The following is a 21,817-nucleotide window of genomic DNA, read 5'->3' on the forward strand; positions in this document are numbered from 1 at the left end:
GCGGGGTTTGCAATTGTATAGACAGCGGCCCCTGAACCTGCAGGGCCGCGAGCGGATTCTCATTCTAACAAAGGTCTGTAAGCATGGCTGAATTATCCATCGCAACTTCTCCCGAACCGACCGTCATCACGTTCCCGGATTCGCCGTTCAAACTGCACCAGCCGTTCGAGCCGGCGGGCGACCAGCCCACCGCGATCAAGGGGCTGATGGAAGGCATCGACGACGGCCTGATGTACCAGACGCTGCTGGGCGTCACGGGCTCCGGCAAGACCTACACGATGGCCAATGTGATCGCGCAGGCCGGCCGGCCCGCGATCATTTTTGCGCCGAATAAAACGCTGGCGGCCCAGTTGTATTCGGAGTTCCGCGAATTCTTCCCGCAAAACGCGGTCGAGTATTTCGTCTCGTACTACGATTACTACCAGCCTGAAGCCTACGTGCCGCAGCGCGACCTGTTCATCGAAAAGGACTCGTCGATCAACGAGCACATCGAGCAGATGCGCCTGTCGTGCACCAAATCGCTGATGGAGCGGCGCGACGTCGTCATCGTGGCCACCGTCTCGGCGATCTACGGTATCGGTAATCCGAACGAATACCACAAGATGATTCTGACGCTGCGCCACAAGGACAAAGTGGCCCAGCGCGACATCATCGCGCGCCTGATCCAGATGCAGTACACGCGCAACGAGATGGATTTCTCACGCGGCTCGTTCCGCGTGCGCGGCGACACGATCGATATCTTCCCGGCCGAGCACGCCGAGCTGGCAATCCGCGTCGAGATGTTCGACGACGAGATCGAATCGCTGCAGTTGTTTGATCCCCTGACGGGCCGCGTGCGCCAGAAGATCCCGCGCTTTACCGTGTATCCGGGTTCGCACTACGTTACGCCACGCTCGACGGTGCTGCGTGCGGTCGAGTCGATCAAGGCCGAGCTGCGCGACCGTCTCGAAGAGTTCCGCCAGCAAAACAAGCTGATCGAAGAGCAGCGTCTCGAGCAGCGCACCCGCTTCGACCTCGAGATGATGGCCGAGATTGGCTTTACGAAGGGCATCGAGAACTACTCGCGCCACCTGTCCGGCGCGATGCCGGGCGAGCCGCCGCCGACGCTGATCGACTACCTGCCGAAAGACGCGCTGATGTTCATGGACGAGTCGCACGTGATGATCGGCCAGCTCAACGCGATGTACAACGGCGACCGTTCGCGCAAGGAAAACCTGGTCGAGTACGGCTTCCGCCTGCCATCGGCACTGGATAACCGGCCGCTCAAATTCGTCGAGTTCGAAGGCAAGATGCGCCAGACGATTTTCGTCTCGGCCACGCCGGCCGAGTACGAACAGGGCCGCGCCGACAATGTCGTCGAGCAGGTGGTGCGCCCGACGGGCCTGGTCGATCCGATGATCATCGTGCGCCCTGCCCTGTCGCAGGTGGACGACCTGATGGGCGAGATCAACGACCGCATCGCCAAGGATGAGCGTGTGCTGGTGACAACGCTCACCAAGCGCATGTCCGAGCAGCTCACCGAATACCTGGGCGACCACGGCATCAAGGTGCGCTACCTGCACAGCGATATCGACACGGTCGAGCGCGTGGAAATCCTGCGCGACCTGCGCCTGGGCACCTTTGACGTGCTGGTGGGCATCAACCTGCTGCGCGAGGGGCTCGATTTGCCGGAAGTGTCGCTGGTAGCCGTGCTCGACGCCGACAAGGAAGGTTTCCTGCGTTCCGAGCGTTCGCTGATCCAGACGATCGGCCGCGCGGCGCGTAACCTGAACGGCGTGGCGATCCTGTACGCGGACCGCGTCACCGATTCGATGCGGCGCGCCATCGACGAGACCGAACGCCGGCGTGCCAAGCAGATTGCGTTCAACCTCGAGAACAACATCATTCCAAAAGGCGTGCACAAGAAGATCAAGGAAATGATCGACGGCGTGTACAACCCGAATACGGAGCGCGAGGTGCAGCAAGACGCCAAGGAAACGGCGAAGATCGAGTCGATGAGCGAGAAGCAGATCAGCAAGGAGATCAAGCGCCTCGAAAAACTCATGGTCGATCACGCCAAGAACCTGGAGTTCGAGAAAGCCGCGCAGGTACGCGACCAGCTGCATGTGCTCAAGCAGCAGGCGTTCGGCGCGCCGGGCGCCGACAATGTCGTCTCGATGCTGGGCAAGTAAGGCCAGCAGTGCGTTGCCGGCTTAGCGTTCTACGCTGGCCAGCAACGTCAGCAACCGGTCCAGATCGGCCGGCTTGACCATGTGATGATCGAAGCCGGCTTGCTGCGCGCGCTGTTGATCTTCGGCCTGCCCGTACCCGGTCAGCGCCACCAGCACGGCCTCCGCCGTCGCAGGCTGTGCGCGCAGGCGACGGGCCAGTTCGTGGCCGTCCATATCGGGCAAGCCGATATCGAGCAGCGCCACTGCGGGCGGCTCGCGCAATGCCGTGGCCAGCGCGCTAGCGCCATCGAATTCGACCCGGACTTCGTACCCATTCATCTCCAGCAGCGTGGCCAGCATTTCGGCGGCATCGACGTTGTCGTCGACCACCAGCACGCGCAAACCTGATGCGTCAGGCACGGATGTCGCCGGCGCCGGACCTGGCGACTCCATGACCGGTTCCTGCAACGGCAGGTAGACGACAAATTCACTGCCCTCGCCCAGCCCGTCGCTGAGCGCATCGACGCGGCCGCCATGCAGCAGCACCAGGCTCTTGACGAGCGCCAGTCCGAGACCCAGCCCGCCCTGCGAGCGGTCCGGCGTGCGCTCGGCCTGTGTGAACAGGTCGAAGATATACGGCAGCACGGGCAGATCGATGCCCTGGCCGTTGTCGCGCACGGCAAGGCGCACGTCGCCGCCGTCCGTGCGCACGCTCAGCACGATGCGGCCCCTGGCCGGCGTGTATTTGGCGGCGTTGTTCAGGATGTTGGACAGCACCTGGATGAGGCGCGTGCGGTCGCCCAGCACGTACAGGCCCGGCTCGATGTCGAGGAACAGCTCATGGTGGCAGCTGTCGAGCATCGGCCGCACCTGCTCGACCGCTTCCTGCACGAGCGGCTCGACCGCCACGGTTTCCTGCGCCATCGTGACTTGCCCGCGCGTGACGCGCGAGACGTCCAGCAAATCGTTCACGAGCGCCGTCATGTGCTCGGCCTGGCGCGCGATGATCGCACTGGCCCGCGCGATGCCGGGCGCGTCCATCTGGCCGCGCTGCAGCAGTTGCGCGGCGGTGGTGATGGGCGCGAGCGGATTACGCAGTTCGTGCGCAAGCATCGCCAGGAAATCATCCTTCTGGCGGTTGGCTTCGCGCAGCTCGTCCTCGATGCGCTTGCGCACCGTGACGTCGCTGCCTTCCAGGAAAATGCCCGTCACCTTGCCGAACTGGTCACGGATCGGCTGGTAGACAAAATCGAGATAGCATTCTTCGAGCGGGCCGCCCGGTTCGCGTTGCACGCGCAGCGGCACGGCATGGCCGACGAATGGCTGGCCGCTGGTATAGACCTCGTCCAGCAGCTCGAAATAGCCCTGCCCCTGCACCTCGGGCAACGCCTCGCGTACCGGCTTGCCGATCAGATCGCGATGGCCGACCAGCGTCAGGTAGGAGCGGTTGGTCAGTTCAAATACATGGTCGGGGCCGCGCAACACGGCGATGATGCCGGGCGCTTCCTCGAACAGGTTCACCAGGCGCGTGTTTTCTTCGTCGCGATAACGCTGCGCCAGGACTTCGTTGGTAATTTCAACGCAGGCGCAAAACATGCCGGCGACCATGCCGTCATTGCCTCGCACAGGCGAGTACGAAAAACGGAACCAGGTTGCCTCATCATATCCATGGCGACGCATGGTCAGTGGAAAGCGCTCGAGGTAAATGGACTCGCCGCCCATCGTACGCTCGACCAGCGGTGCGATGTCGTCCCAGATGTCCGACCACACGTCGCGAAAGCGCTGGGCGAGCGAGGCCGGGTGCTTGGCGCCCAGGATCACGCTGTAGGCGTCGTTGTACAGGAAGCCAAGCTCGTCGCCCCAGGCGACGAACATCGGGAACTTGGAGTCGAGCATCAGTGCAACCGTCGTACACAAGGCCTGCGGCCAGTCGCGCGGATGACCGAGTGGCGAGGTAGTCCAGTCGTGTTCGCGCATCAGCGCACGCACCGTGCCGTCGCCGAGGAATAATGACGGTTCCTGCCGCACGTCCGTCGGCGCTCCCACTACCTGATTCATACCCATGATGCTTCGTGTTGACCCGCGCACATCGCGCAAGCGAAGTGTGCCAGATTTGCAGCGCCGCTCACGCACGCCAGCGTAAAACGAGCGTGACGCGAGCGTTACAGCGTGCGCACAAACTCGCGGATACCGCCCAGCAGCATCTCGACCGCCATTGCCGTCAGGATCAGGCCCATCAGGCGCTCGAAGGCCGTCATGACCTGTGGACCGAGCTTTTGCTGCAGCTTCTCGGCGCTGAGAAACACGGCCAGCCAGACGATGCCGACCGCCGCCAGTGCGGCCACGTGCACCATTGTTTCAGTAAAGCTGGTGGCCGAGAGCAGCAGCACGGTGGCCAGCGCCGACGGGCCGGCCAGCGCAGGAATTGCCAGTGGCACGATGAACGGCTCGCCACCCTCGCTCTTGCCCAGCACGCCATCCGGGTGCGGGAAAATCATGCGGATCGCGATCATCAACAGGATCACGGCGCCGCCGATGCGCAGCGCGATCGGGCTCAGGTGCAGTGCTTCCAGGAAGTGCTTGCCGAAGAACATGAACACCAGCAGCAGCACGAAGGCAATCGCGCACTCGCGGATCACGATGCGGTTGCGGCGCTCGATTGGCGTGTCTTTCAGGGCGGCTGCGAACAGCGGGACGTTACCGAACGGGTCGGTCACGAGGATGAGCAGAATGAAGGTGGAGAAAAAGCTTTGGGTCATGGCTTATTATTCTTGGACGACGCGACGACAGTAAAGGCGTAATCTTACCAGAGTGCATCAAGGTGCCGGACGATCTGGCACCAAGTCCGATCACCTCTACATCGAAAGCAGACATGGGATCACAACAAGGCACGGTCGACTTCATCCTCGACCAGATGAGCGCTGCCGGGGCGGTCAGCGCCAAGAAGATGTTCGGCGAATACGGCGTCTATCTCGATGAGAAGATGGTCGCACTGGTGTGCGACGATGTCCTGTTCATCAAGCCAACGGAGGGCGGCCGATCCCATATCGGCACCCCTGTCGAAGCGCCGCCCTACCCCGGTGCGAAACCCTGTTTCCAGATTGACGGCGACCTGTGCGAAGACCGGGAATGGCTGAGCCAGCTGGTGCGCATCACCGCGCAGGAGCTGCCGCTGCCCAGGAAGAAAAAGAAGGCGCTGTGACCGTTATCTGTTGGTGAGCTCGGTTGCCCTGTGGGTGCGCCAATAAAAAAGCGGGGAAAGGCATCCGCCCTTCCCCGCTCATCGCCCGTTTAACCGGATGAATTACTTCTCGAACTTCTTCAGCCAGGCCGACAGCTGGTGCGGACGCAGGCCGTCGTATTCCTCGAACGGCTGATGAATCCATGGATTGTGCGGCAGGTCGTCCAGGAAATAATCCGGACGAATCGACGACGTGCCCTTGACCCAGATGACCGCCGATTTGACTTCGGTGACCTGCGGGTAGTTTTCGGTCAGGTGCTGGCTGACTTTACGCAGCGTCACGCCCGAGTCGGCCAGATCGTCGACCAGCAGCACGCGGCCGGCCAGTGGGCCCTTGGTCATCGTCATGTACTTCGAGATGTCCAGGTCGCCTTGCTTGGTGCCCGCTTCTTCGCGGTACGAGCTGGTCGACAGGATCGCCAGTGGCACGTCGAAGATGCGCGAGAACACGTCGCCCGGACGCACACCGCCGCGCGCCAGGCACAGCACCTGGTCGAACTTCCAGCCCGATTCATACACTTGCAGCGCCAGGCGCTCGATCAGGCGGTGGTATTCGTCCCACGAGACCCACAGGTCTTTTTCCGTCGATACAGGGGAATTCATCTTTTTTGACTCCAGATTTTGTCGTTAGGCCGCGAACGGGTGGCGCAGCACGATCGTTTCTTCGCGGTCAGGACCGGTCGAGACCATGTCGATCGGCACGCCGACCAGTTCTTCGATGCGCTGGATGTAGGCGCGGGCGTTGGCCGGCAGCTCTTCCATCGACTTGGCGCCGACGGTGCTTTCGGTCCAGCCTGGCATCTCTTCGTACACTGGCTCGCAGCGCGCTGCGTCTTCAGCGCCGACCGGGAAGATGTCGACCGCACGGCCGTCGATCTTGTAGCCGGTGCACAGCTTGAGCGACTCGATGCCGTCCAACACGTCGAGCTTGGTCAGGCACATGCCCGACACGCCGTTGATCTGGACCGAGCGGCGCAGCAGCGCAGCGTCGAACCAGCCACAGCGACGGGCGCGGCCCGTGACGGTGCCGAACTCGTGGCCCACGCGCGACAGGTGCTCGCCGACGCCAGCGTCGGTTGGCAGTTCGGCCGGGAACGGGCCCGAACCGACGCGGGTGGTGTAGGCCTTGGTGATGCCCAGGATGTAGTGCAGCATGTTCGGACCGACGCCGGCGCCGGCGGCGGCATTGCCGGCCACGCAGTTCGACGAGGTGACGAACGGATAGGTGCCGTGGTCGACGTCCAGCAGCGAGCCCTGTGCGCCTTCGAACAGCAGCTTGCCGCCGGCTTTGTGCGCCGCGTACAGCGCGGACGAGACGTCGCCGACCATTGGACGCAGGCGTGGCACGAGGGCCATCGCGTCGTCGAAGGTGGTCTGGAAATCGATCGCTTCGGCGCCCAGGTAGTTCACCAGCACGTGGTTGTGGTAGTCGAGGTTCTCTTTGAGCTTCTCGGCAAAGCGCTCTGCGTTGAGCAGGTCGGCAATGCGGATGGCGCGGCGGGCGACCTTGTCTTCGTAGGCCGGGCCGATGCCCTTGCCCGTGGTACCGATCTTGTTCTCGCCACGCTTGAGTTCGCGTGCCTTGTCGATGGCGACGTGGTACGGCAGGATGATTGGGCAGGCTTCCGAGATCATCAGGCGCGAGACGACTTCGACGCCGGCCGCGGCCAGCTTGTCGATTTCGCGCATGACGTCCGGCACCGAAACCACGACACCGTTGCCGATGTAGCAGGCGACGCCTTCGCGCATGATGCCCGACGGGATCAGCTGCAGCGCGGTTTTCTGGCCCTTGATCACCAGGGTGTGACCGGCGTTATGGCCGCCCTGGAAACGCACCACGCCAGCGGCGTGGTCGGTGAGCCAGTCGACGATCTTGCCCTTGCCTTCATCGCCCCACTGGGTGCCGATGACAACGACGTTCTTTGCCACGTTAGTATTTGACATCACTTAACCTAAGTTTTTGAGAATCCAATTTCCACTTTCGAGGACGAGTACGCGGTCGCACTCGAACTCGTCCTGAACATTGTCGTGACCCGGCATGCTCTGGATCACGACTTCGCCTGCCTTGCGCAGGTCAGCGATTTTTTCCTTCAGCTCGGGGGCGTTGCCCCACGGCGCGCGAATGGAGTGCTTGCGCTCGGCCATCGGCAGCAGCCGGGCCAGTTCGCGCAGGTCGAGCGAGAAGCCCGTTGCGGGCCGCGCACGGCCGAACGCTTCGCCCACATGGTCGTAGCGCCCGCCACGCGCAACCGCATTCGGCAAGCCCGTCACATACAGCGCGAACATGGCGCCACTTTCATACTGATAGCCACGCAGGTCGGCCAGATCGATCGCGATCTCGGCGCGGCCCAGCGCGCCGGCGGCCAGCGCCGCCAGTTCGGCCAGCGCGCGCTGCACGCCCGGCAGCGCCGGCAGTGCGTCGCGGGCTTCGGCCAGCACGTCGATATTGCCGTACAGGCGCGGTAAGGCCAACAGCGCCTTGCGCGTCTGCGGGTAGTAATTCTGCGAGATGGCGTCCAGGCCCGGCGCATCCTTGGCGCGCAGCAGGCTGTAGAGCTGGTTCTCGTCGCGCTTGGCGGCCGGGTCGTCGTCGAGCAGTGCGCGCAGCACGCCCACGTGGGCCAGATCCAGGCGCACATTCGTGAAACCGGCCAGGGCCAGCGAACCCAGCGCCAGTTCCTGGATCTCGGCATCGGCTTCGAGGCCCGCGTGGCCATAGATCTCGGCGCCGATCTGCATCGGCTCACGCGTGGCATGCAGGCCCGACGGGCGGGTATGCAGCACGCTGCCGGCGTAGCACAGGCGCGTGATCGAGTCGCGGTTGAGCAGATGCGCGTCGATGCGTGCGACCTGCGTGGTCATGTCGGCGCGCAGGCCCAGCAGGCGGCCGGACAGCGGATCGATGACCTTGAAGGTTTTCAGGTCGGTGTCTTCACCGGCGCCGGCCAGCAGCGAGTCGAGATACTCGAGCAGCGGCGGCATGACCAGTTCGTAACCGTAGAGCCGGAAGTTGTCGAGCATCAGTCGGCGCAACTCTTCGATCTTGCGCGCCTCGGACGGCAAGACATCGGCGATATTTTCAGGCAATAGCCAATTCGGCATGGGCAACGACGTTATGGGTTTGGGGTAGTCAATGGCAAGCGTCGTACGACAGGCGTGCCAGCGCACGACGCGAACGCCGAATCGGTGATTTTAACCGAAAACCACCAGATTGAGGCAGCGAAAGCGGGACTGGCGGGGGTCAAGGTTGATAATCTGCCACGATGCCGGACAGTACGGGCAATGCCTGCCGCAGACGACACTAGGGGAGCAAGGCCGATGGCAGTGCTCCCCCAGTTTGTTCAACTACCCCCGCAGCGAGGCGGGAACAGGGTTATTTGCCGCCGCCTGCAGGCGCCTTGAAGTACTTGAAGAACTCCGAGTTCGGATCGACGACGAGGACGTCGCTGCGATCCTTAAAGCTCGCACGGTAGGCTTCGAGCGAACGGTAGTAGCGCGCGAATTCCGGGTTCTTGCCGAAGGCGTCGGCGTAGATGGCCGATGCTTTGGCATCGCCGTCACCCTTGACTTTTTCGGCATCGCGGAATGCTTCGGCAATGATCACGGTGCGCTGGCGATCGGCGTCGGCGCGGATCTGCTCGGATTCGGCAGCACCGGTCGAACGCGATTCGTTGGCGACGCGAACACGCTCGGCGCGCATGCGTTCGTATACCGAATTGATGTTCTGCTCGGTGTACTCGACACGCTTGAGGCGTACGTCGACGATGCCGATGCCGACTTCGGCAGCCTCAGCAATGAGCTTGGCCTGCACTGCTGCCATCACGGCTGCGCGCTGGCCCGAAATCACTTCACGCACGGTGCGCTTGGTGATCTCATCGCTCAGCGCCGCCTTGATGACCTGCGACAACCGGTTCTGCGCGCGCGTTTCATCGCCCGCGAAACTGACGTAGTACAGACGCGGATCGCTGATGCGCCACTTGATGAACGAGTCAACCAGCACATTGCTCTTCTCGGACGTGATGAAGCGGTTCACGTCAGGCGTGTCAAGCGTCAGGATGCGCTTGTCCATATAGACCACGTTCTGGAACGGTGGCGGCAATTTGAAATGCAGGCCCGGCTTGTCGATCACTTCCTTGACCTGGCCAAGCGCGAACACGATCGCGAAGCGGCGCTGGTCGACAACGAAAATGGTGGACGACAGCAGCATCAGTGCGATGAAGCCGGCCACGAAGATGGTAACGAGGCGGTTCATTAACGGGTCTCCCGATCACGTGAGGAATCACGGCTGCGCTCATCACGCTGGCGCACCGCTTCCAGGGCCTGGGTCACTTCGGCCGGCTGGCCGGTGCCTGGCACTTGCACCGGACCCGACTTGCTGCCGACCTGGGCATCGTTGGCTGCAACCTGTTGCATCAGCTTGTCGAGCGGCAGGTACAGCATATTGTTGTTGGCACGCGAGTCGATCATCACCTTGGTGGTGCTGGAGAAGATCTGCTGCATCGTGTCGACATACATGCGGTCACGGGTCACGCCCGGGGCCTTGGCGTAGGCAGCGACGACCTGATCGAAGCGCGATGCGTTACCGGTCGCGTTTTCAACCACCATCGAGCGATATGCTTCGGCGTCCTGCTGCAGGCGGAACGCCTGGCCGCGCGCAGCCGGAATCACCTGGTTGGCATACGCTTCACCTTCGTTGCGGGCGCGGGCACGATCCTGGCTGGCGCGGACCGCGTCATCGAACGCGCTCTGGACCTGCTCCGGCGGTTGCACGCCCTGCATCGTCACGTTGCTGATCAGGGCGCCCAACTTGTAGCGATCGGTGATCGTCTGGATCAGCGTCTGCACATCGGCTGCGACTTTTTCGCGGCCTTCGTACAGGACGAAGTCCATCTTGCTGCGACCGACCACTTCGCGGATCGCCGTTTCGGCTGCCTGACGCACGGTGTCGTCCTGATCGCGGTTGTTGAACACCCATGCGACCGGGTCTTTCAACGTGTATTGCACGGCAAACTGAATGTCGACGATGTTTTCGTCGTCGGTCAGCATCAGCGATTCCAGCGGCTGCTTGTTGCTTGCCGTGCCACGGTAGCCGATCTCGGCCGTACGAATGGTCGAGACATCGACGATCTCGTGTGCCTGGATCGGATACGGCCAGCGCCAGTTGAAACCAGGCGTCGTCGTATGGCTTAACTGGCCGAACGTCGTTACGACAGCGGTCCTGCCCTCTTGCACGATGAACGCGCCGGAGGCCAGCCAGATGAAGCCGACGATGATGGCAATCACGCCCGCACCGATGCCGGCGCCGCGCATTTCGCGGTTCGGACCGCCACTGTCGCCGCCACCGTTGTTGTTGCCACGGTTGCCGAACATCTTGTTGAGACGCGCATTGAAATCGCGCCACATCTGGTCGAGGTCGGGCGGACCGTCGCCCGGACGGCGACCGTCCTGGGCTTTGCGGTCATCTTCTGGGTTGCGGCCCCAGCGTGGGTCGTTCAGCGACAGTTTGACGCCGAATCTTTTTAGTATGGAAACAAACATAGGCTTAGCGTGGCCCGACAAGGGTGGAAGTTGGCAGATGATCGGCAGGACCTTCGGGTAGCGCGTCAGGCAGCGCGTCCACCGACGCATCGACCTCGGCGAGCTCGAAAGCGTCGTCCTGTTCTTCGTTTTCCGGGGTGGCTCGATAGCTTTGACCAGGTCCGAACTTGGCAGTTTCGGCGATCGCCGAACGCAGCAGATCCAGGCCGGCGCCGCTATGGGCACTGATGAAAACCCGGTTGATCTTATCATACTCATCACGCTCGACTCCGGGCTCCAGGCCCGCAGCATCGATCTTGTTCCAGACCAGAATTTGGGGAACATGATCGGCGCCGATCTCGCGCAATACCTCGTTGACTTGCTCCACCTGCTCCATGCGCGTGGGTGACGCGCTGTCGACCACGTGCAGCAGCAGGTCGGCGTGGATCGTCTCTTCGAGCGTGGCACGGAATGCCGCCACCAGCTGGTGCGGCAAGTCGCGCACGAAGCCGACGGTATCGGAAATGACGACACTGCCGACATCGTCGCCCAGGTACATGCGGCGGCTGGTTGTGTCCAGCGTGGCGAACAGCTGGTTTGCCACATACACGCCGGCCTTGGTCAGCGAGTTGAACAGCGTCGACTTGCCGGCATTGGTGTAGCCAACCAGCGAGACGGAGAACGTGTTGTTGCGGCCGCGCTGACGGCGCTGGGTCTCGTGCTGCTTGCGCAGCTTGGCCAGCCGCGCGCGCAGCGCCTTGACGCGTTCGCCAATGAGCCGGCGGTCGGTCTCGAGCTGGGTTTCACCCGGACCGCGCAGGCCGATACCGCCCTTTTGCCGTTCAAGGTGAGTCCAGCCGCGGATCAGGCGTGTGGCCAGGTGCTGCAACTGGGCCAGCTCGACCTGCAGCTTGCCCTCGTGGCTCTTGGCGCGCTGCGCGAAGATATCGAGGATCAGGCTGGTACGGTCGACGACGCGCAGCTCGAGACGACGCTCGAGATTACGCTGCTGGGCAGGCGAGAGTGCGTGATTGAAGATAACGATATCGACGCCGAGTGCCTTGGCGTCGAGGGCGATTTCATCGGCCTTGCCGCTGCCGATGAAGAGTGCGGGATCGGGACTCGAGCGCTTGGCCGTGATCGTGGTGATCGGTTCGGCGCCAGCGGACTTCGCAAGCAGGGACAACTCTTCGAGACTGGCGTTGAAGTCGCCAGTCCCGAAGTCGATGCCGACCAGGGCTGCGCGCATGAGCGGCGTGCCGGGGGCGTCAGCCATCGGCCTTACTCGGCTTCGCTGGAGTCAAGATTGAGGTTGACGGCGCGGGCCGGCACGACGGTAGAGATGGCGTGTTTATAGACCATCTGGGTCACGGTGTTGCGAAGCAGGACGACGTATTGGTCGAAGGATTCGATATGACCCTGCAGCTTGATACCGTTGACCAGGTAGATCGAGACAGGGACGTGTTCCTTGCGCAAGGCGTTGAGGAATGGGTCTTGTAACAGTTGCCCTTTGTTGCTCATAACAGCTCCGTGATGTTGTTGTAGTTAAAAGTTTGAGGCGATTTGCCGATTTTCAAGTAGTCATGCCACATGGGTGAGGCCATATTCTGCCAAAGCGAATGCGGCCCTGAACTACTGTAACCTGTTTCGCCACTTTTTGTCGTACTGCTACGGCTTCGCGAACGGGTTCTTGCCACTGCGCAGCTCGATCCGCAGCGGGGTGCCAACCAGGCTGAACGTCTCGCGGAAATGCTTCTCGAGATAGCGCTTGTAAGGCTCGCTGATCCCGTCCAGGGCATTGCCGTGGATGACGATGATCGGCGGGTTCTGGCCACCCTGGTGGGCGTAGCGCATCTTTGGACGACCCGAGCCCTTGCGTTTCGGCTCCTGCTTCTCCACGGCCTCTTGCAGCGCGCGCGTCAGGCGCGGCGTCGACAGGTTGGCGGTGGCGGCGGCGTAAGCAGCCTCGACCGATTTCATCAGTTGCGTGATGCCGGTGCCGCGCAGTGCCGAGACAAAGTGCGTGTTGGCAAAGCTCAGGAAATCGAGTTTGCGGTCGAGATCGATTTTGACTTCGTCGCGCTCGTCGGTTTTCAGGCCATCCCATTTGTTGACGGCCACGACCAGCGCCCTGCCCGACTCCAGGATGAAGCCGGCGATGTGCGCGTCTTGCTCCGAGATGTCCTGCTGGGCGTCGAGCAGCAGCACGACGACGTTGGCGTCGGCGATCGACTGCATCGTCTTGACGACCGAGAACTTCTCGATGGCTTCAAAGATCTTGCCGCGACGGCGGATACCCGCGGTGTCGATCAGCGTGAACTTCTTGCCGTCGCGCTCGAACGGCACTTCGATCGAGTCGCGGGTGGTGCCCGGCATGTCGAACGCGATCACGCGCTGTTCGCCGACCAGCGTGTTGATCAGGGTCGACTTGCCCACGTTCGGGCGGCCGACGATGGCGATCTTGATGCCATGGTCGACGTGCTCGAGTTCGGCCGGCTCGTCCGGGCGGGCGGCGAACGCAGCGTCGAGCGCCTCGACCACGAGGTCGGTCACGCCGTCGCCGTGGGCGGCGGAGATGACGTATGGGTCGCCCATGCCGAGCTCATAGAAGTCGGCGGTGACGGCCGTGTACTTCATGCCTTCGGACTTGTTCACGACGAGCATGACCTTGCGACCGCTCTTGCGCAGGAAATCGGTGATGGTCTTGTCGTGCGGGGTCAGGCCCTGGCGGCCGTCGACGATGAACACGACCACGTCGGCTTCGGCGACGGCCTGGCGCGTTTGCAGCGCCATTTCGTGCATGATGCCTTCTTTGGCGACCGGCTCGAAACCGCCCGTGTCAATGACCAGGAATGGTCGTTCGCCAATGCGGCCTTCGCCGTAGTGGCGGTCGCGCGTCAGGCCTGGCATGTCGGCCACCAACGCGTCGCGCGAACGGGTCATGCGGTTAAATAAGGTCGATTTCCCGACGTTGGGTCGACCTACGAGTGCGATTACCGGCTTCATGTTTTCTTATTCGACCGCGATGGCGGTCACAGTTCCGTTTTGTGTTTGAAAAATCAGGTTTGCGCCGGCCACCAGCGGCGTGCCCACGATCGGGCTCCCGTCGGTTGCAGCGCGCGCCAGGAAAGAGCCATCTTCGCGCGACAGGAAGTGCACATAGCCTTCGTAGTCGCCAACCGCGACGGCGCGGCCATACGACAGCGGGGTCGACAGGCGGCGGAACGACAGTTTGTCGTTCTTCCAGCTGCTGGCGCCCGTGTCGCGGGTGAATGCATTGAGTGCTCCCTTGTCGTCCGGTGCGAACACGAACAATTGGTCGACGGCCACGCCGACGCTGGAGGACAGGTCGCGCGTCCAGCGCGCCGAACCGGTTACCAGGTCAAAGCAGCCTACGCGCCCTTGGTAAGAAGCGGCGCACACCTCGTTCTCGAACAGCACCGGGGCGCCGCCGATATCGGTGACGCGCTCCAGTTCGGTCGCGCCGCGCGAGATGCCGACCTCGACGTCCCAGCGCGGTGCGCCGGTAGCGATGATCAGTGCGGACAGCTTGCCGCCCGGCTGCGCGACGATGACGTCGGTGCCGGCCACGATCATGCCCGGCGCGTTGCGCAGCGTCAGCGGCGGCGCGACCTTCTGCACAGTCCATTTCTTGCTGCCATCCGTGGCGTCGACACCGACGATGCGGTTGTCGATCGAACGGGCGACGACGATACCTTGCGACACGACCGGCGCCGACAGGATCTCGCTCGACAGCTGCGTTTTCCAGAGCAGCTTGCCGTCCATGTCGTAGCCCATCAGGATGCCCTTCTCGGCGCCGACGACGATCAGGTTGCCATCCGTGCCCACGCCCGCCGACAGCTCGCTGTCGGCCTTGACGCGCCACAGCTGCTTGCCGGTGGCGGCGTCGACGCGCGCAATGGCGCCATCGGCCGCGGCCACGACAAGCGTGTTGCCGCTCAGCGCAGGCGAGAACTGGTAGCCCTTGGCCTTGCCGATGTCGAGTTTCCATGCGGTGCGCACGGCCATGCTGCCCTTGAGTTCGACGAGCTTGGCGGGTTGATCGCCCTTCTTGTCGGATGCAAATGGATTGAGCGAATTGAGGGTCGAGCAACCCGTCATCAGGGCCAGTACGCCGACGCCAACAAGCTTGCTGCTAATACGCATTATGTTCTACCTTGTTCCTGGACTATAAAGGACGCAAAGCCCGCGGCCGCTCGAAGGCGGACGCGGGCCATCTCATGCGAAAAATTTACGCAGCCGCTTTCTGGTCTGCGGCTGGCGCTTGGCCGTTCTTGTCTGCCGGCACCGTGCCGCCGATGGCTTCGAGCTTGACCTGCACCAGTTGACGGGCCGGGCTGGCGGCATCCATCGCAGCCAGTGCAGCGACATACGCAGCGCGCGCTTCGTTCAGCTTGTTCTGGCCGACCAGCACATCGCCCTTGCGGTCGTTCACTTGGGCGGTGAACTGCGGCAGGAACGTGCCATTCAAGACTTTCAGTGCTTCGTCGAAGGCTTTTTCATCGAGCAGCACACCAGCCAGACGCAGCTTGGCGATCGACTTGTATTCGTCGTTGCCGTTGTCGGCCGCCCATTGCAGCTGGGCTTTAGCAGTCTTGAGGTCGTTCGCTTCGAACGCCGTCTTGGCGGCGGCCAGGGCTGCCATCTGCGTGTACGGCGAGCTTTCGTACTTGGCGCGGATGTCGCCGGCGATACGCTGCACCTTGGCATTGTCATTCGCCAGCAACGACGTTTGCAGTTCGTCGTAGAGCGCGGAGGCTTCGATCGACTTGTTGGCCTGGTGGGTCTTCCAGAAATTCCAGCCGGCGAACGAGCCGAGCGCCAGGATCAGGACCCAGACGATGATGTTGCCGTATTTCGACCAGAACGCCTTGAAGGAATCAAGCTGTTCCTGCTCTTGGTGATCGTATGCCATGTGCGTGTTCTTGTAGTGAGTGGATGGAATGCGTCGTGCGACGGGTGTTAATGCTTGTGGATGTGATCGTGATCGTGACCGCAGTGTTCGTCATGCACGTGCGCGCCGGTGATCTGGTCGACCAGGTAATCGACCACTTCCAGGAATGGCACGGTGCTCTGCTGCTGCTCGCCGATCTCGCCGCGCATCGTCTTCACGGCCGCGGTTTCATTGGCAACTTCGTCGTCGCCAATGATCACGGCGAACGCTGCGCCGGACCCGTCGGCCTTCTTCATCTGGCTCTTGAAGCTGCCGGCGCCCGCTGGCGTTGCGCAATGTAACACAACATCCAGCCCGGCATCCCGAATGCGCTCGGCCAGGATGAAGGCTTGCAACTGCGCCTTCTCGCCCTGATGGACCATGTAGACGTCGCATTGGTTCGGCTCGGCCGGCTCGCCCATCGCCTTCATCAGCTCGATGATGCGCTCCATGCCCATCGCGAAACCAACGGCCGGCGTGGCCTTGCCGCCAAAGGTTTCCACCAGCGGATCGTAGCGCCCGCCAGCGCAGATCGTGCCTTGCGAGCCCAGTGCATCGGTGACCCACTCGAACACGGTGCGGTTGTAATAGTCCAGGCCACGCACGAGGCGCGGGTTTACGGTGTACTGCACCGCGTTCTGGTCCAGCAGGAATTTGACGCCATTAAAGTGCGCCAGCGATTCTTCGCCCAGGTAATCAAGCAGGCGCGGGGCCGCGTTGACCATTTCCTGCATGGCCGGGTTCTTGGTGTCGAGGATACGCAGCGGATTGCTGTGCAGGCGGCGCTTGGCTTCGGCGTCCAGAATGCTTTCGTGCTGCTCGAGGTAGGCGATCAGATCGGCGCGGTGGCGCTGGCGCTCTTCGGCGTTGCCGATCGAATTCAGTTCGAGACGCACGTTCTCGATGCCCAGGTCATCCCACAGGCGGCGGCACATCATGATCAGCTCGGCATCGATGTCCGGGCCCGAAAAACCGATGGCTTCGGCGCCGAACTGGAAGAACTGGCGATAGCGGCCGCGCTGCGGACGCTCGTGGCGGAACATCGGGCCCTTGTACCACAGGCGGCGCGGGCCGTCATAGACCAGATTGTGTTCGAGCACGGCGCGCACGACGCTGGCGGTGCCTTCCGGGCGCAGCGTCAGCTGGTCACCGTTCATCGAATCTTCGAACGAGTACATTTCTTTTTCGACGATGTCGGTCACGGCGCCAATGGCGCGCGAGAACAGGCTCGTCTGCTCGACGATCGGCGTGACGATCTTCTGGTAGCCGTAGCTTTTCAGGATTGTTTCGGTGGTGTTCTCGAACAATTCCCACAGCGGTGCATCGCTGGGCAGGATGTCGTTCATGCCTTTGATGGCGACGATTTTTTCTGGTTTGGACATAAGTGTTATCTGTTGATTCGACGTCGTTCCCGCGCAGGCGGGAACCTCATTTCGTGGCGTCATCGGCCGTCTCATGCGACGACATGGCGCAAACAACCTTGGGTTCCCGCCTTCGCGGGAACGACGTGCTGGGGCCGATGGCCGAATTTTACGACGCCGCGGTCTCGCGGCTGTAATTCTTCTTCACGTAATCGAGCACGATCGCCTGGAATTCTTCGACGATGCGCTCGCCGCGCAGCGTGGCAAACTTCTGGCCATCGACAAACACCGGCGCCGCCGTCGATTCGCCCGTACCCGGCAAGCTGATGCCGATGTTCGCGTGCTTCGATTCGCCCGGACCGTTGACGATGCAACCCATCACGGCCACGTTCATGCCTTCCACGCCCGGATAGGTCTTTTTCCATTCCGGCATCTGGTCGCGCAGGAAGGTCTGGATATTGTCTGCCAGCTCCTGGAACACGGTCGACGTCGTGCGGCCGCAACCCGGGCACGCAATGACCATCGGCGTGAACTTGCGCAGGCCCATCGTCTGCAGGATTTCCTGGCCGACGATGACTTCACGGGTGCGATCGCCGCCCGGCTCCGGCGTCAGCGAAATGCGGATCGTGTCGCCGATGCCTTCTTGCAGCAGCACCGACAGCGCCGCGGTCGAGGCGACGATGCCCTTGCTGCCCATGCCCGCTTCGGTCAGGCCCAGGTGCAGCGGGTAATCGCAGCGGCGGGCCAGTTCGCGGTACACGGCGATCAGGTCCTGTACGCCCGAGACCTTGCACGACAGGATGATCTTGTCGCGCGCCAGGCCCACTTCTTCGGCGCGGATGGCGTTTTCGATGGCCGACGTGATCAACGCTTCATACATGACGGCCTGGGCCGACCATGGATTGGCGCGCAATGCGTTCTCGTCCATGATGCGCGCCAGCAGCGACTGGTCCAGGCTGCCCCAGTTCACGCCGATGCGCACCGGCTTGTCGTACTTGGCGGCGATCTCGATCATCTGGGCGAACTGGGTGTCGCGCTTGGCGCCCTGCCCCACATTGCCCGGATTGATGCGGTATTTCGACAGCGCCTGTGCGCACTCGGGATAGTCGCGCAGCAGCAGATGGCCGTTGTAGTGGAAGTCGCCGACCAGCGGCACATCGACTTCCATGCGGTCGAGCTGGGCGCGGATCGCCGGCACGGCCGCTGCTGCTTCCGGCGTGTTCACGGTGATGCGCACGATCTCGGAACCGGCACGCGCCAGCTCCTTGATCTGGATCGCGGTGCCGATCGCATCGGCGGTATCGGTATTGGTCATCGACTGGATGACGACGGGCGCATCGCCGCCGACCCACACCTGGCGCGCGCCGTTCGCGACCAGGACCTTGCGGCTGGCGCGGCGGGCCATCGGGCCCGACGGAATGGCGGCGGCCGATGCGAACTCGGGGATTGGGGCTTCGTTCAAGGAATTCATGTTGGTTCCAGCGAGTGATCAGCTTATTTCAGGGCCACGCGTGCGATGGTCTTGCCCGGCTGCTGTGGCAGCGGGACATTGGCGCCGCGCAGCGTCGCGGTCACGGCGCCCGGCACGCCGACGGTCAGGTTGACGGGGCCGGCGACCTCGACCGACTCGGTGCTGCCAGCCTTGACCAGGCGCGAAATCAGCGGACGACCGCCGCCGCTCGGGCGCACTTCGATCCACGAATCGGCGCGCACGTTCAGCACCAGCGTGTTGGCGCCGGCGGCAGCCGGCGCTGCGGCAGCCGGCGCCGCCGCGACTGGCGCCGGCGTGGCCGTCGCCGGTGCAGTGACCGGCGCAGCGGCAGGCGCGGCAGCCGGTGCGGTCGGCGTCGTTGGCGCCGTCGTTGGCGCGCCCGCCGGGGCCGTACCCTGGCTCGATGGCGACGGCACCGAAATGAGCGGCACCGACGGATTGATCAGGCCCTGCTGGACCGGCGCAGCGGTACCCGGTGCCACGACACCCGCAGCCGGATTCTCGAGCACCATCGTATCGCCCGATTCGACATCGCGGTTCAGACTTGGTATCAGGTTGAACTGCCAGGCCGCAACGGCGGCGCCGGCCACGACGACCACGGCGGCGATCCAGCCCAGCGGCAGGCTGCGGCGCTTGCCATTGATCGGAAACCGGGTTTCCGAGAACGCCGCCGGTTTTTGTTCGCGGCGGGCAGCTGCCATCGCCGACTGGGCGCCAGCGCGGGCTTCCGGCGGCATGTTCAGTTCGATCATCGACACCAGGGGCGCCGCGTCGATGCGCAGCAGCTTGGCGTAGGCGCGCACGAAGCCGCGCGTGACGGCCGGGCTGGGCAGCGAGGCGTAATCGCCCGCTTCCAGCGCCAGCACCTGGCGCGGCGCCAGCTTGAGCTGGTCGGCAACCTGCTCGACGCTCCAGCCCATGGTTTCGCGCTGGGATTGCAGGGTCTTGCCAGGGATGCCGGACGCGTTGCCCGGTGCGGCTGGCTGGTCTGCTTGCTCGTTCATTGTCCTTGTCCTTGTCCTTGTTCTTCTTTACTCACCAAACGCCCCGCGCTCGTACGCTGCGTACTCGGGCGAACCGGGGAAGCGGCGCCGCAGCTGGGCTGCGAGCGACGCTTCATGGGTCCGGTCACCCGCCTTGCGGCCGATGCGCATGGCAAGCCACAGCGCATCAGCCGGCAGCGTCTCGAGCTTGGCTGTCTCGAGCAGACGGTTGATGAAAAAACCGGCGCGCTCAAGGTCGCGCCGCTCGTAGTACACCCGCGCCAATCCGGTATTGACCGTCGGCAGACCGGGGTTCAGACGCAAGGCTTCGAGCAGATAGCGCTCGGCCGCATCGTTGTTCCGGTTCTTGATGCTGCACACGCCCGCATTCACCAGCGCGCTGAGCGGCGTCTGGTACGTGGGGTTCTTCAGTGCGGCATCGAAATAACGCATTGCCTCGGCCGGACGGTTGACCGACTGGCACAAAAACGAACCGAAGTTGTTTGAAAACTCGGGGTCGTTCGGGCGCAGGCGCAGCGCCTGCTGGTAATTCTCTTCGGCCAGCGGATACTGGCCCATCGACGTGTAGACCAGCGCGCGCAAGCCGTAGGCATCGGCGTAGGCCGCATCGGCCGCCAGCGCCTTCTTGATTTCGTCGAGCGCGATCTCGTACTTGCCCTGCTGGTAATAACCGACCGCCAGTTGAATGCGGATCGAGGCACGCTTCTCGCCCGCCGTCTGGTCCGACGCCGTCTTGAGCTCGCCGGTGCTACTCGACCCGCCACCCGCGTTGCTGGCGCATCCGGCCAGCAGGGTCAGGGTCGAGGCGAGTGCAAGCGCGGCGGCGGCAAGCTTCATCAGGTCGGGATCTCCACGATGCGCCCGAAGTCGGCGCCGAACTTTTTCTGGTACTCGGCCATTTTTTCCATGCGCTCGGCCACCCGGGTACGGTCCTTGACCTCACCGGCCAGCTGGCCGCAGGCGGCGTCGATATCGTCGCCGCGCGTCTTGCGCACGGTGGTGACGATGCCGGCATCCATCAGCACCTGGGCAAACGCCTTGATGCGGGGATTCTTGGAGCGGAACAGGCCGGACTCGGGGAACGGATTGAACGGAATCAGGTTGAACTTGCAGTTCACGCCGACCACGGGGTCGTTGACCAGTGCGATCAGTTCGCGTGCGTGCTCGTCGCTGTCGTTGAAGCCGTCGAGCATGCAGTATTCGAAGGTAATAAAGTCGCGCGGCGCAAACTCAAGATAGCGCTTGCAGGCGGCCATCAGTTCGCGCAGCGGGTACTTCTTGTTCAGCGGCACCAGGATATCGCGCAGCGCATCGTTCGACGCGTGCAGCGACACCGCCATGGCCACCGGCACGTCCTGCGACAGCTTGTCGATGTTCGGCACCACGCCCGAGGTCGACAAGGTCACGCGGCGGCGCGACAGGCCGTAGGCGTTATCGTCGAGCATCAGCTTGAGCGCGGTAACGGTGGGTTCGTAGTTCAGCAGCGGCTCGCCCATGCCCATCATCACCACATTGGTGATCTGGCGTTCGCCTTTTGGGCCTGGCTCGATGCCTTTGGTGCGACGCAGCTCGAACTCGGCCATCCACAGCTGGCCAATGATTTCGGCGACTGTGAGGTTGCGGTTGAAGCCCTGCTTGCCCGTCGAGCAGAAGCGGCAGTTGACGGCGCAGCCGGCTTGTGTGGAGATGCACAGCGTGCCGCGGTTTTCTTCCGGGATGAACACGGTTTCGACCGCATTGCCATTGCCGACATCGACCAGCCACTTGCGCGTGCCGTCGGTGGACGTGTTGTCGCTGACGATGGCTGGTGCGCGCACTTCGGCGCGCGTGCTCAGCTTTTCACGCAGCGATTTGGCCAGGTCGGTCATGCTGTCGAAGTCCGCGGCGCCAAACTGGTGAATCCAGCGTTGGAGTTGCTTGGCGCGGAACGGCTTCTCACCCAAGTCGGCGCAATAAGCGACGAGTTGCGCGGGATCGAGGTCCAGCAGGTTGGTGAGCGTCGTCATGGCAAAAATTCCTCAGTTTCAGCACCCGCTCGCATCGGCCCTTGGCCGCAGGCGAGCGGGTTACTCATTGCATTAGTCCGGGGAGAATGCTC

At 63.0% G+C, this 21,817-nt stretch carries 19 protein-coding genes; 2 read left to right on the forward strand and 17 right to left on the reverse strand.

The features are described 5' to 3' along the window. Positions 1-83: 83 nt before the first annotated feature. Entirely contained in the window at positions 84-2,171 is a 2,088-nt protein-coding gene (uvrB, locus tag ACZ0AJ_RS12990; protein WP_221290607.1) for an excinuclease ABC subunit UvrB, read from the forward strand. A gap of 21 nt (positions 2,172-2,192) precedes the next feature. On the opposite strand, the gene ACZ0AJ_RS12995 is transcribed toward uvrB, so the two are convergent. Together ACZ0AJ_RS12995 and ACZ0AJ_RS13000 are read right to left on the reverse strand one after the other, a co-directional pair. Then, on the reverse strand, positions 2,193-4,214 hold the full coding sequence (locus tag ACZ0AJ_RS12995; protein ID WP_499454923.1) for a hybrid sensor histidine kinase/response regulator: 2,022 nt from the start codon (positions 4,212-4,214) through the stop codon (positions 2,193-2,195). A 98-nt stretch (positions 4,215-4,312) separates the two neighbouring features. Continuing rightward, positions 4,313-4,909 carry a MarC family protein gene (locus tag ACZ0AJ_RS13000; protein ID WP_482899555.1) on the reverse strand — a complete coding sequence of 199 codons (597 nt, stop codon included), beginning with the start codon at positions 4,907-4,909 and terminating at the stop codon, positions 4,313-4,315. Between the two features lie 113 nt (positions 4,910-5,022). On the opposite strand from ACZ0AJ_RS13000, the gene ACZ0AJ_RS13005 reads away from it, so the two are divergent. Further along, on the forward strand, positions 5,023-5,352 hold the full coding sequence (locus tag ACZ0AJ_RS13005) for a TfoX/Sxy family protein (protein ID WP_499454924.1): 330 nt from the start codon (positions 5,023-5,025) through the stop codon (positions 5,350-5,352). Positions 5,353-5,454: 102 nt separating this feature from the next. Here ACZ0AJ_RS13005 and ACZ0AJ_RS13010 read toward each other — a convergent pair whose 3' ends face one another. From ACZ0AJ_RS13010 to rlmN, 15 genes are all read right to left on the reverse strand, one after another. After that, positions 5,455-5,994 carry a phosphoribosyltransferase gene (locus ACZ0AJ_RS13010; protein ID WP_183555411.1) on the reverse strand — a complete coding sequence of 180 codons (540 nt, stop codon included), beginning with the start codon at positions 5,992-5,994 and terminating at the stop codon, positions 5,455-5,457. A gap of 24 nt (positions 5,995-6,018) precedes the next feature. After that, positions 6,019-7,335: an adenylosuccinate synthase gene (locus ACZ0AJ_RS13015; protein WP_183555412.1), complete on the reverse strand. Its 1,317-nt coding sequence runs from the start codon at positions 7,333-7,335 to the stop codon at positions 6,019-6,021. A gap of 3 nt (positions 7,336-7,338) precedes the next feature. Further along, on the reverse strand, positions 7,339-8,493 hold the full coding sequence (locus ACZ0AJ_RS13020) for an ATP phosphoribosyltransferase regulatory subunit (RefSeq protein WP_499454925.1): 1,155 nt from the start codon (positions 8,491-8,493) through the stop codon (positions 7,339-7,341). A 271-nt stretch (positions 8,494-8,764) separates the two neighbouring features. Further along, on the reverse strand, positions 8,765-9,643 hold the full coding sequence (gene hflC / locus ACZ0AJ_RS13025) for a protease modulator HflC (RefSeq protein WP_258835029.1): 879 nt from the start codon (positions 9,641-9,643) through the stop codon (positions 8,765-8,767). Further along, positions 9,643-10,929 (reverse strand): FtsH protease activity modulator HflK, encoded by a 1,287-nt coding sequence (gene hflK / locus ACZ0AJ_RS13030; protein WP_183555415.1) that lies wholly within the window; start codon positions 10,927-10,929, stop codon positions 9,643-9,645. Before hflK ends, hflC begins: the two co-directional genes overlap by 1 nt. Positions 10,930-10,933: 4 nt before the next feature. Next, a complete protein-coding gene (gene hflX / locus ACZ0AJ_RS13035) occupies positions 10,934-12,157 on the reverse strand; it encodes a GTPase HflX (RefSeq protein WP_499456786.1) in 1,224 nt (407 codons plus the stop codon). Between the two features lie 32 nt (positions 12,158-12,189). Beyond that, complete coding sequence (gene hfq, locus ACZ0AJ_RS13040) at positions 12,190-12,429, reverse strand: RNA chaperone Hfq (protein ID WP_183555416.1); 240 nt, start codon at positions 12,427-12,429, stop codon at positions 12,190-12,192. A gap of 147 nt (positions 12,430-12,576) precedes the next feature. Further along, positions 12,577-13,914 carry a ribosome biogenesis GTPase Der gene (gene der / locus ACZ0AJ_RS13045; RefSeq protein ID WP_183555417.1) on the reverse strand — a complete coding sequence of 446 codons (1,338 nt, stop codon included), beginning with the start codon at positions 13,912-13,914 and terminating at the stop codon, positions 12,577-12,579. A gap of 6 nt (positions 13,915-13,920) precedes the next feature. Beyond that, the gene (gene bamB, locus ACZ0AJ_RS13050; protein ID WP_499454927.1) at positions 13,921-15,075 is read right to left on the reverse strand and encodes an outer membrane protein assembly factor BamB; all 1,155 of its coding nucleotides are present in this window, start codon (positions 15,073-15,075) and stop codon (positions 13,921-13,923) included. A gap of 85 nt (positions 15,076-15,160) precedes the next feature. Continuing rightward, on the reverse strand, positions 15,161-15,844 hold the full coding sequence (locus ACZ0AJ_RS13055) for a YfgM family protein (RefSeq protein WP_499454928.1): 684 nt from the start codon (positions 15,842-15,844) through the stop codon (positions 15,161-15,163). A gap of 47 nt (positions 15,845-15,891) precedes the next feature. Further along, entirely contained in the window at positions 15,892-17,244 is a 1,353-nt protein-coding gene (gene hisS, locus ACZ0AJ_RS13060) for a histidine--tRNA ligase (protein WP_499454929.1), read from the reverse strand. Between the two features lie 148 nt (positions 17,245-17,392). Continuing rightward, entirely contained in the window at positions 17,393-18,694 is a 1,302-nt protein-coding gene (ispG, locus tag ACZ0AJ_RS13065) for a flavodoxin-dependent (E)-4-hydroxy-3-methylbut-2-enyl-diphosphate synthase (protein WP_499454931.1), read from the reverse strand. Between the two features lie 23 nt (positions 18,695-18,717). Next, on the reverse strand, positions 18,718-19,719 hold the full coding sequence (locus tag ACZ0AJ_RS13070; RefSeq protein ID WP_499454933.1) for a RodZ domain-containing protein: 1,002 nt from the start codon (positions 19,717-19,719) through the stop codon (positions 18,718-18,720). Positions 19,720-19,746: 27 nt separating this feature from the next. Next, positions 19,747-20,556 carry a type IV pilus biogenesis/stability protein PilW gene (gene pilW / locus ACZ0AJ_RS13075; protein WP_499454935.1) on the reverse strand — a complete coding sequence of 270 codons (810 nt, stop codon included), beginning with the start codon at positions 20,554-20,556 and terminating at the stop codon, positions 19,747-19,749. Continuing rightward, the gene (rlmN, locus tag ACZ0AJ_RS13080) at positions 20,556-21,725 is read right to left on the reverse strand and encodes a dual-specificity RNA methyltransferase RlmN (RefSeq protein WP_183555424.1); all 1,170 of its coding nucleotides are present in this window, start codon (positions 21,723-21,725) and stop codon (positions 20,556-20,558) included. The genes pilW and rlmN overlap by 1 nt, the downstream gene beginning before the upstream one ends. Between the last annotated feature and the right edge of the window lie 92 nt (positions 21,726-21,817).

Source organism: Telluria sp. AC161 (genome assembly GCF_979258535.1).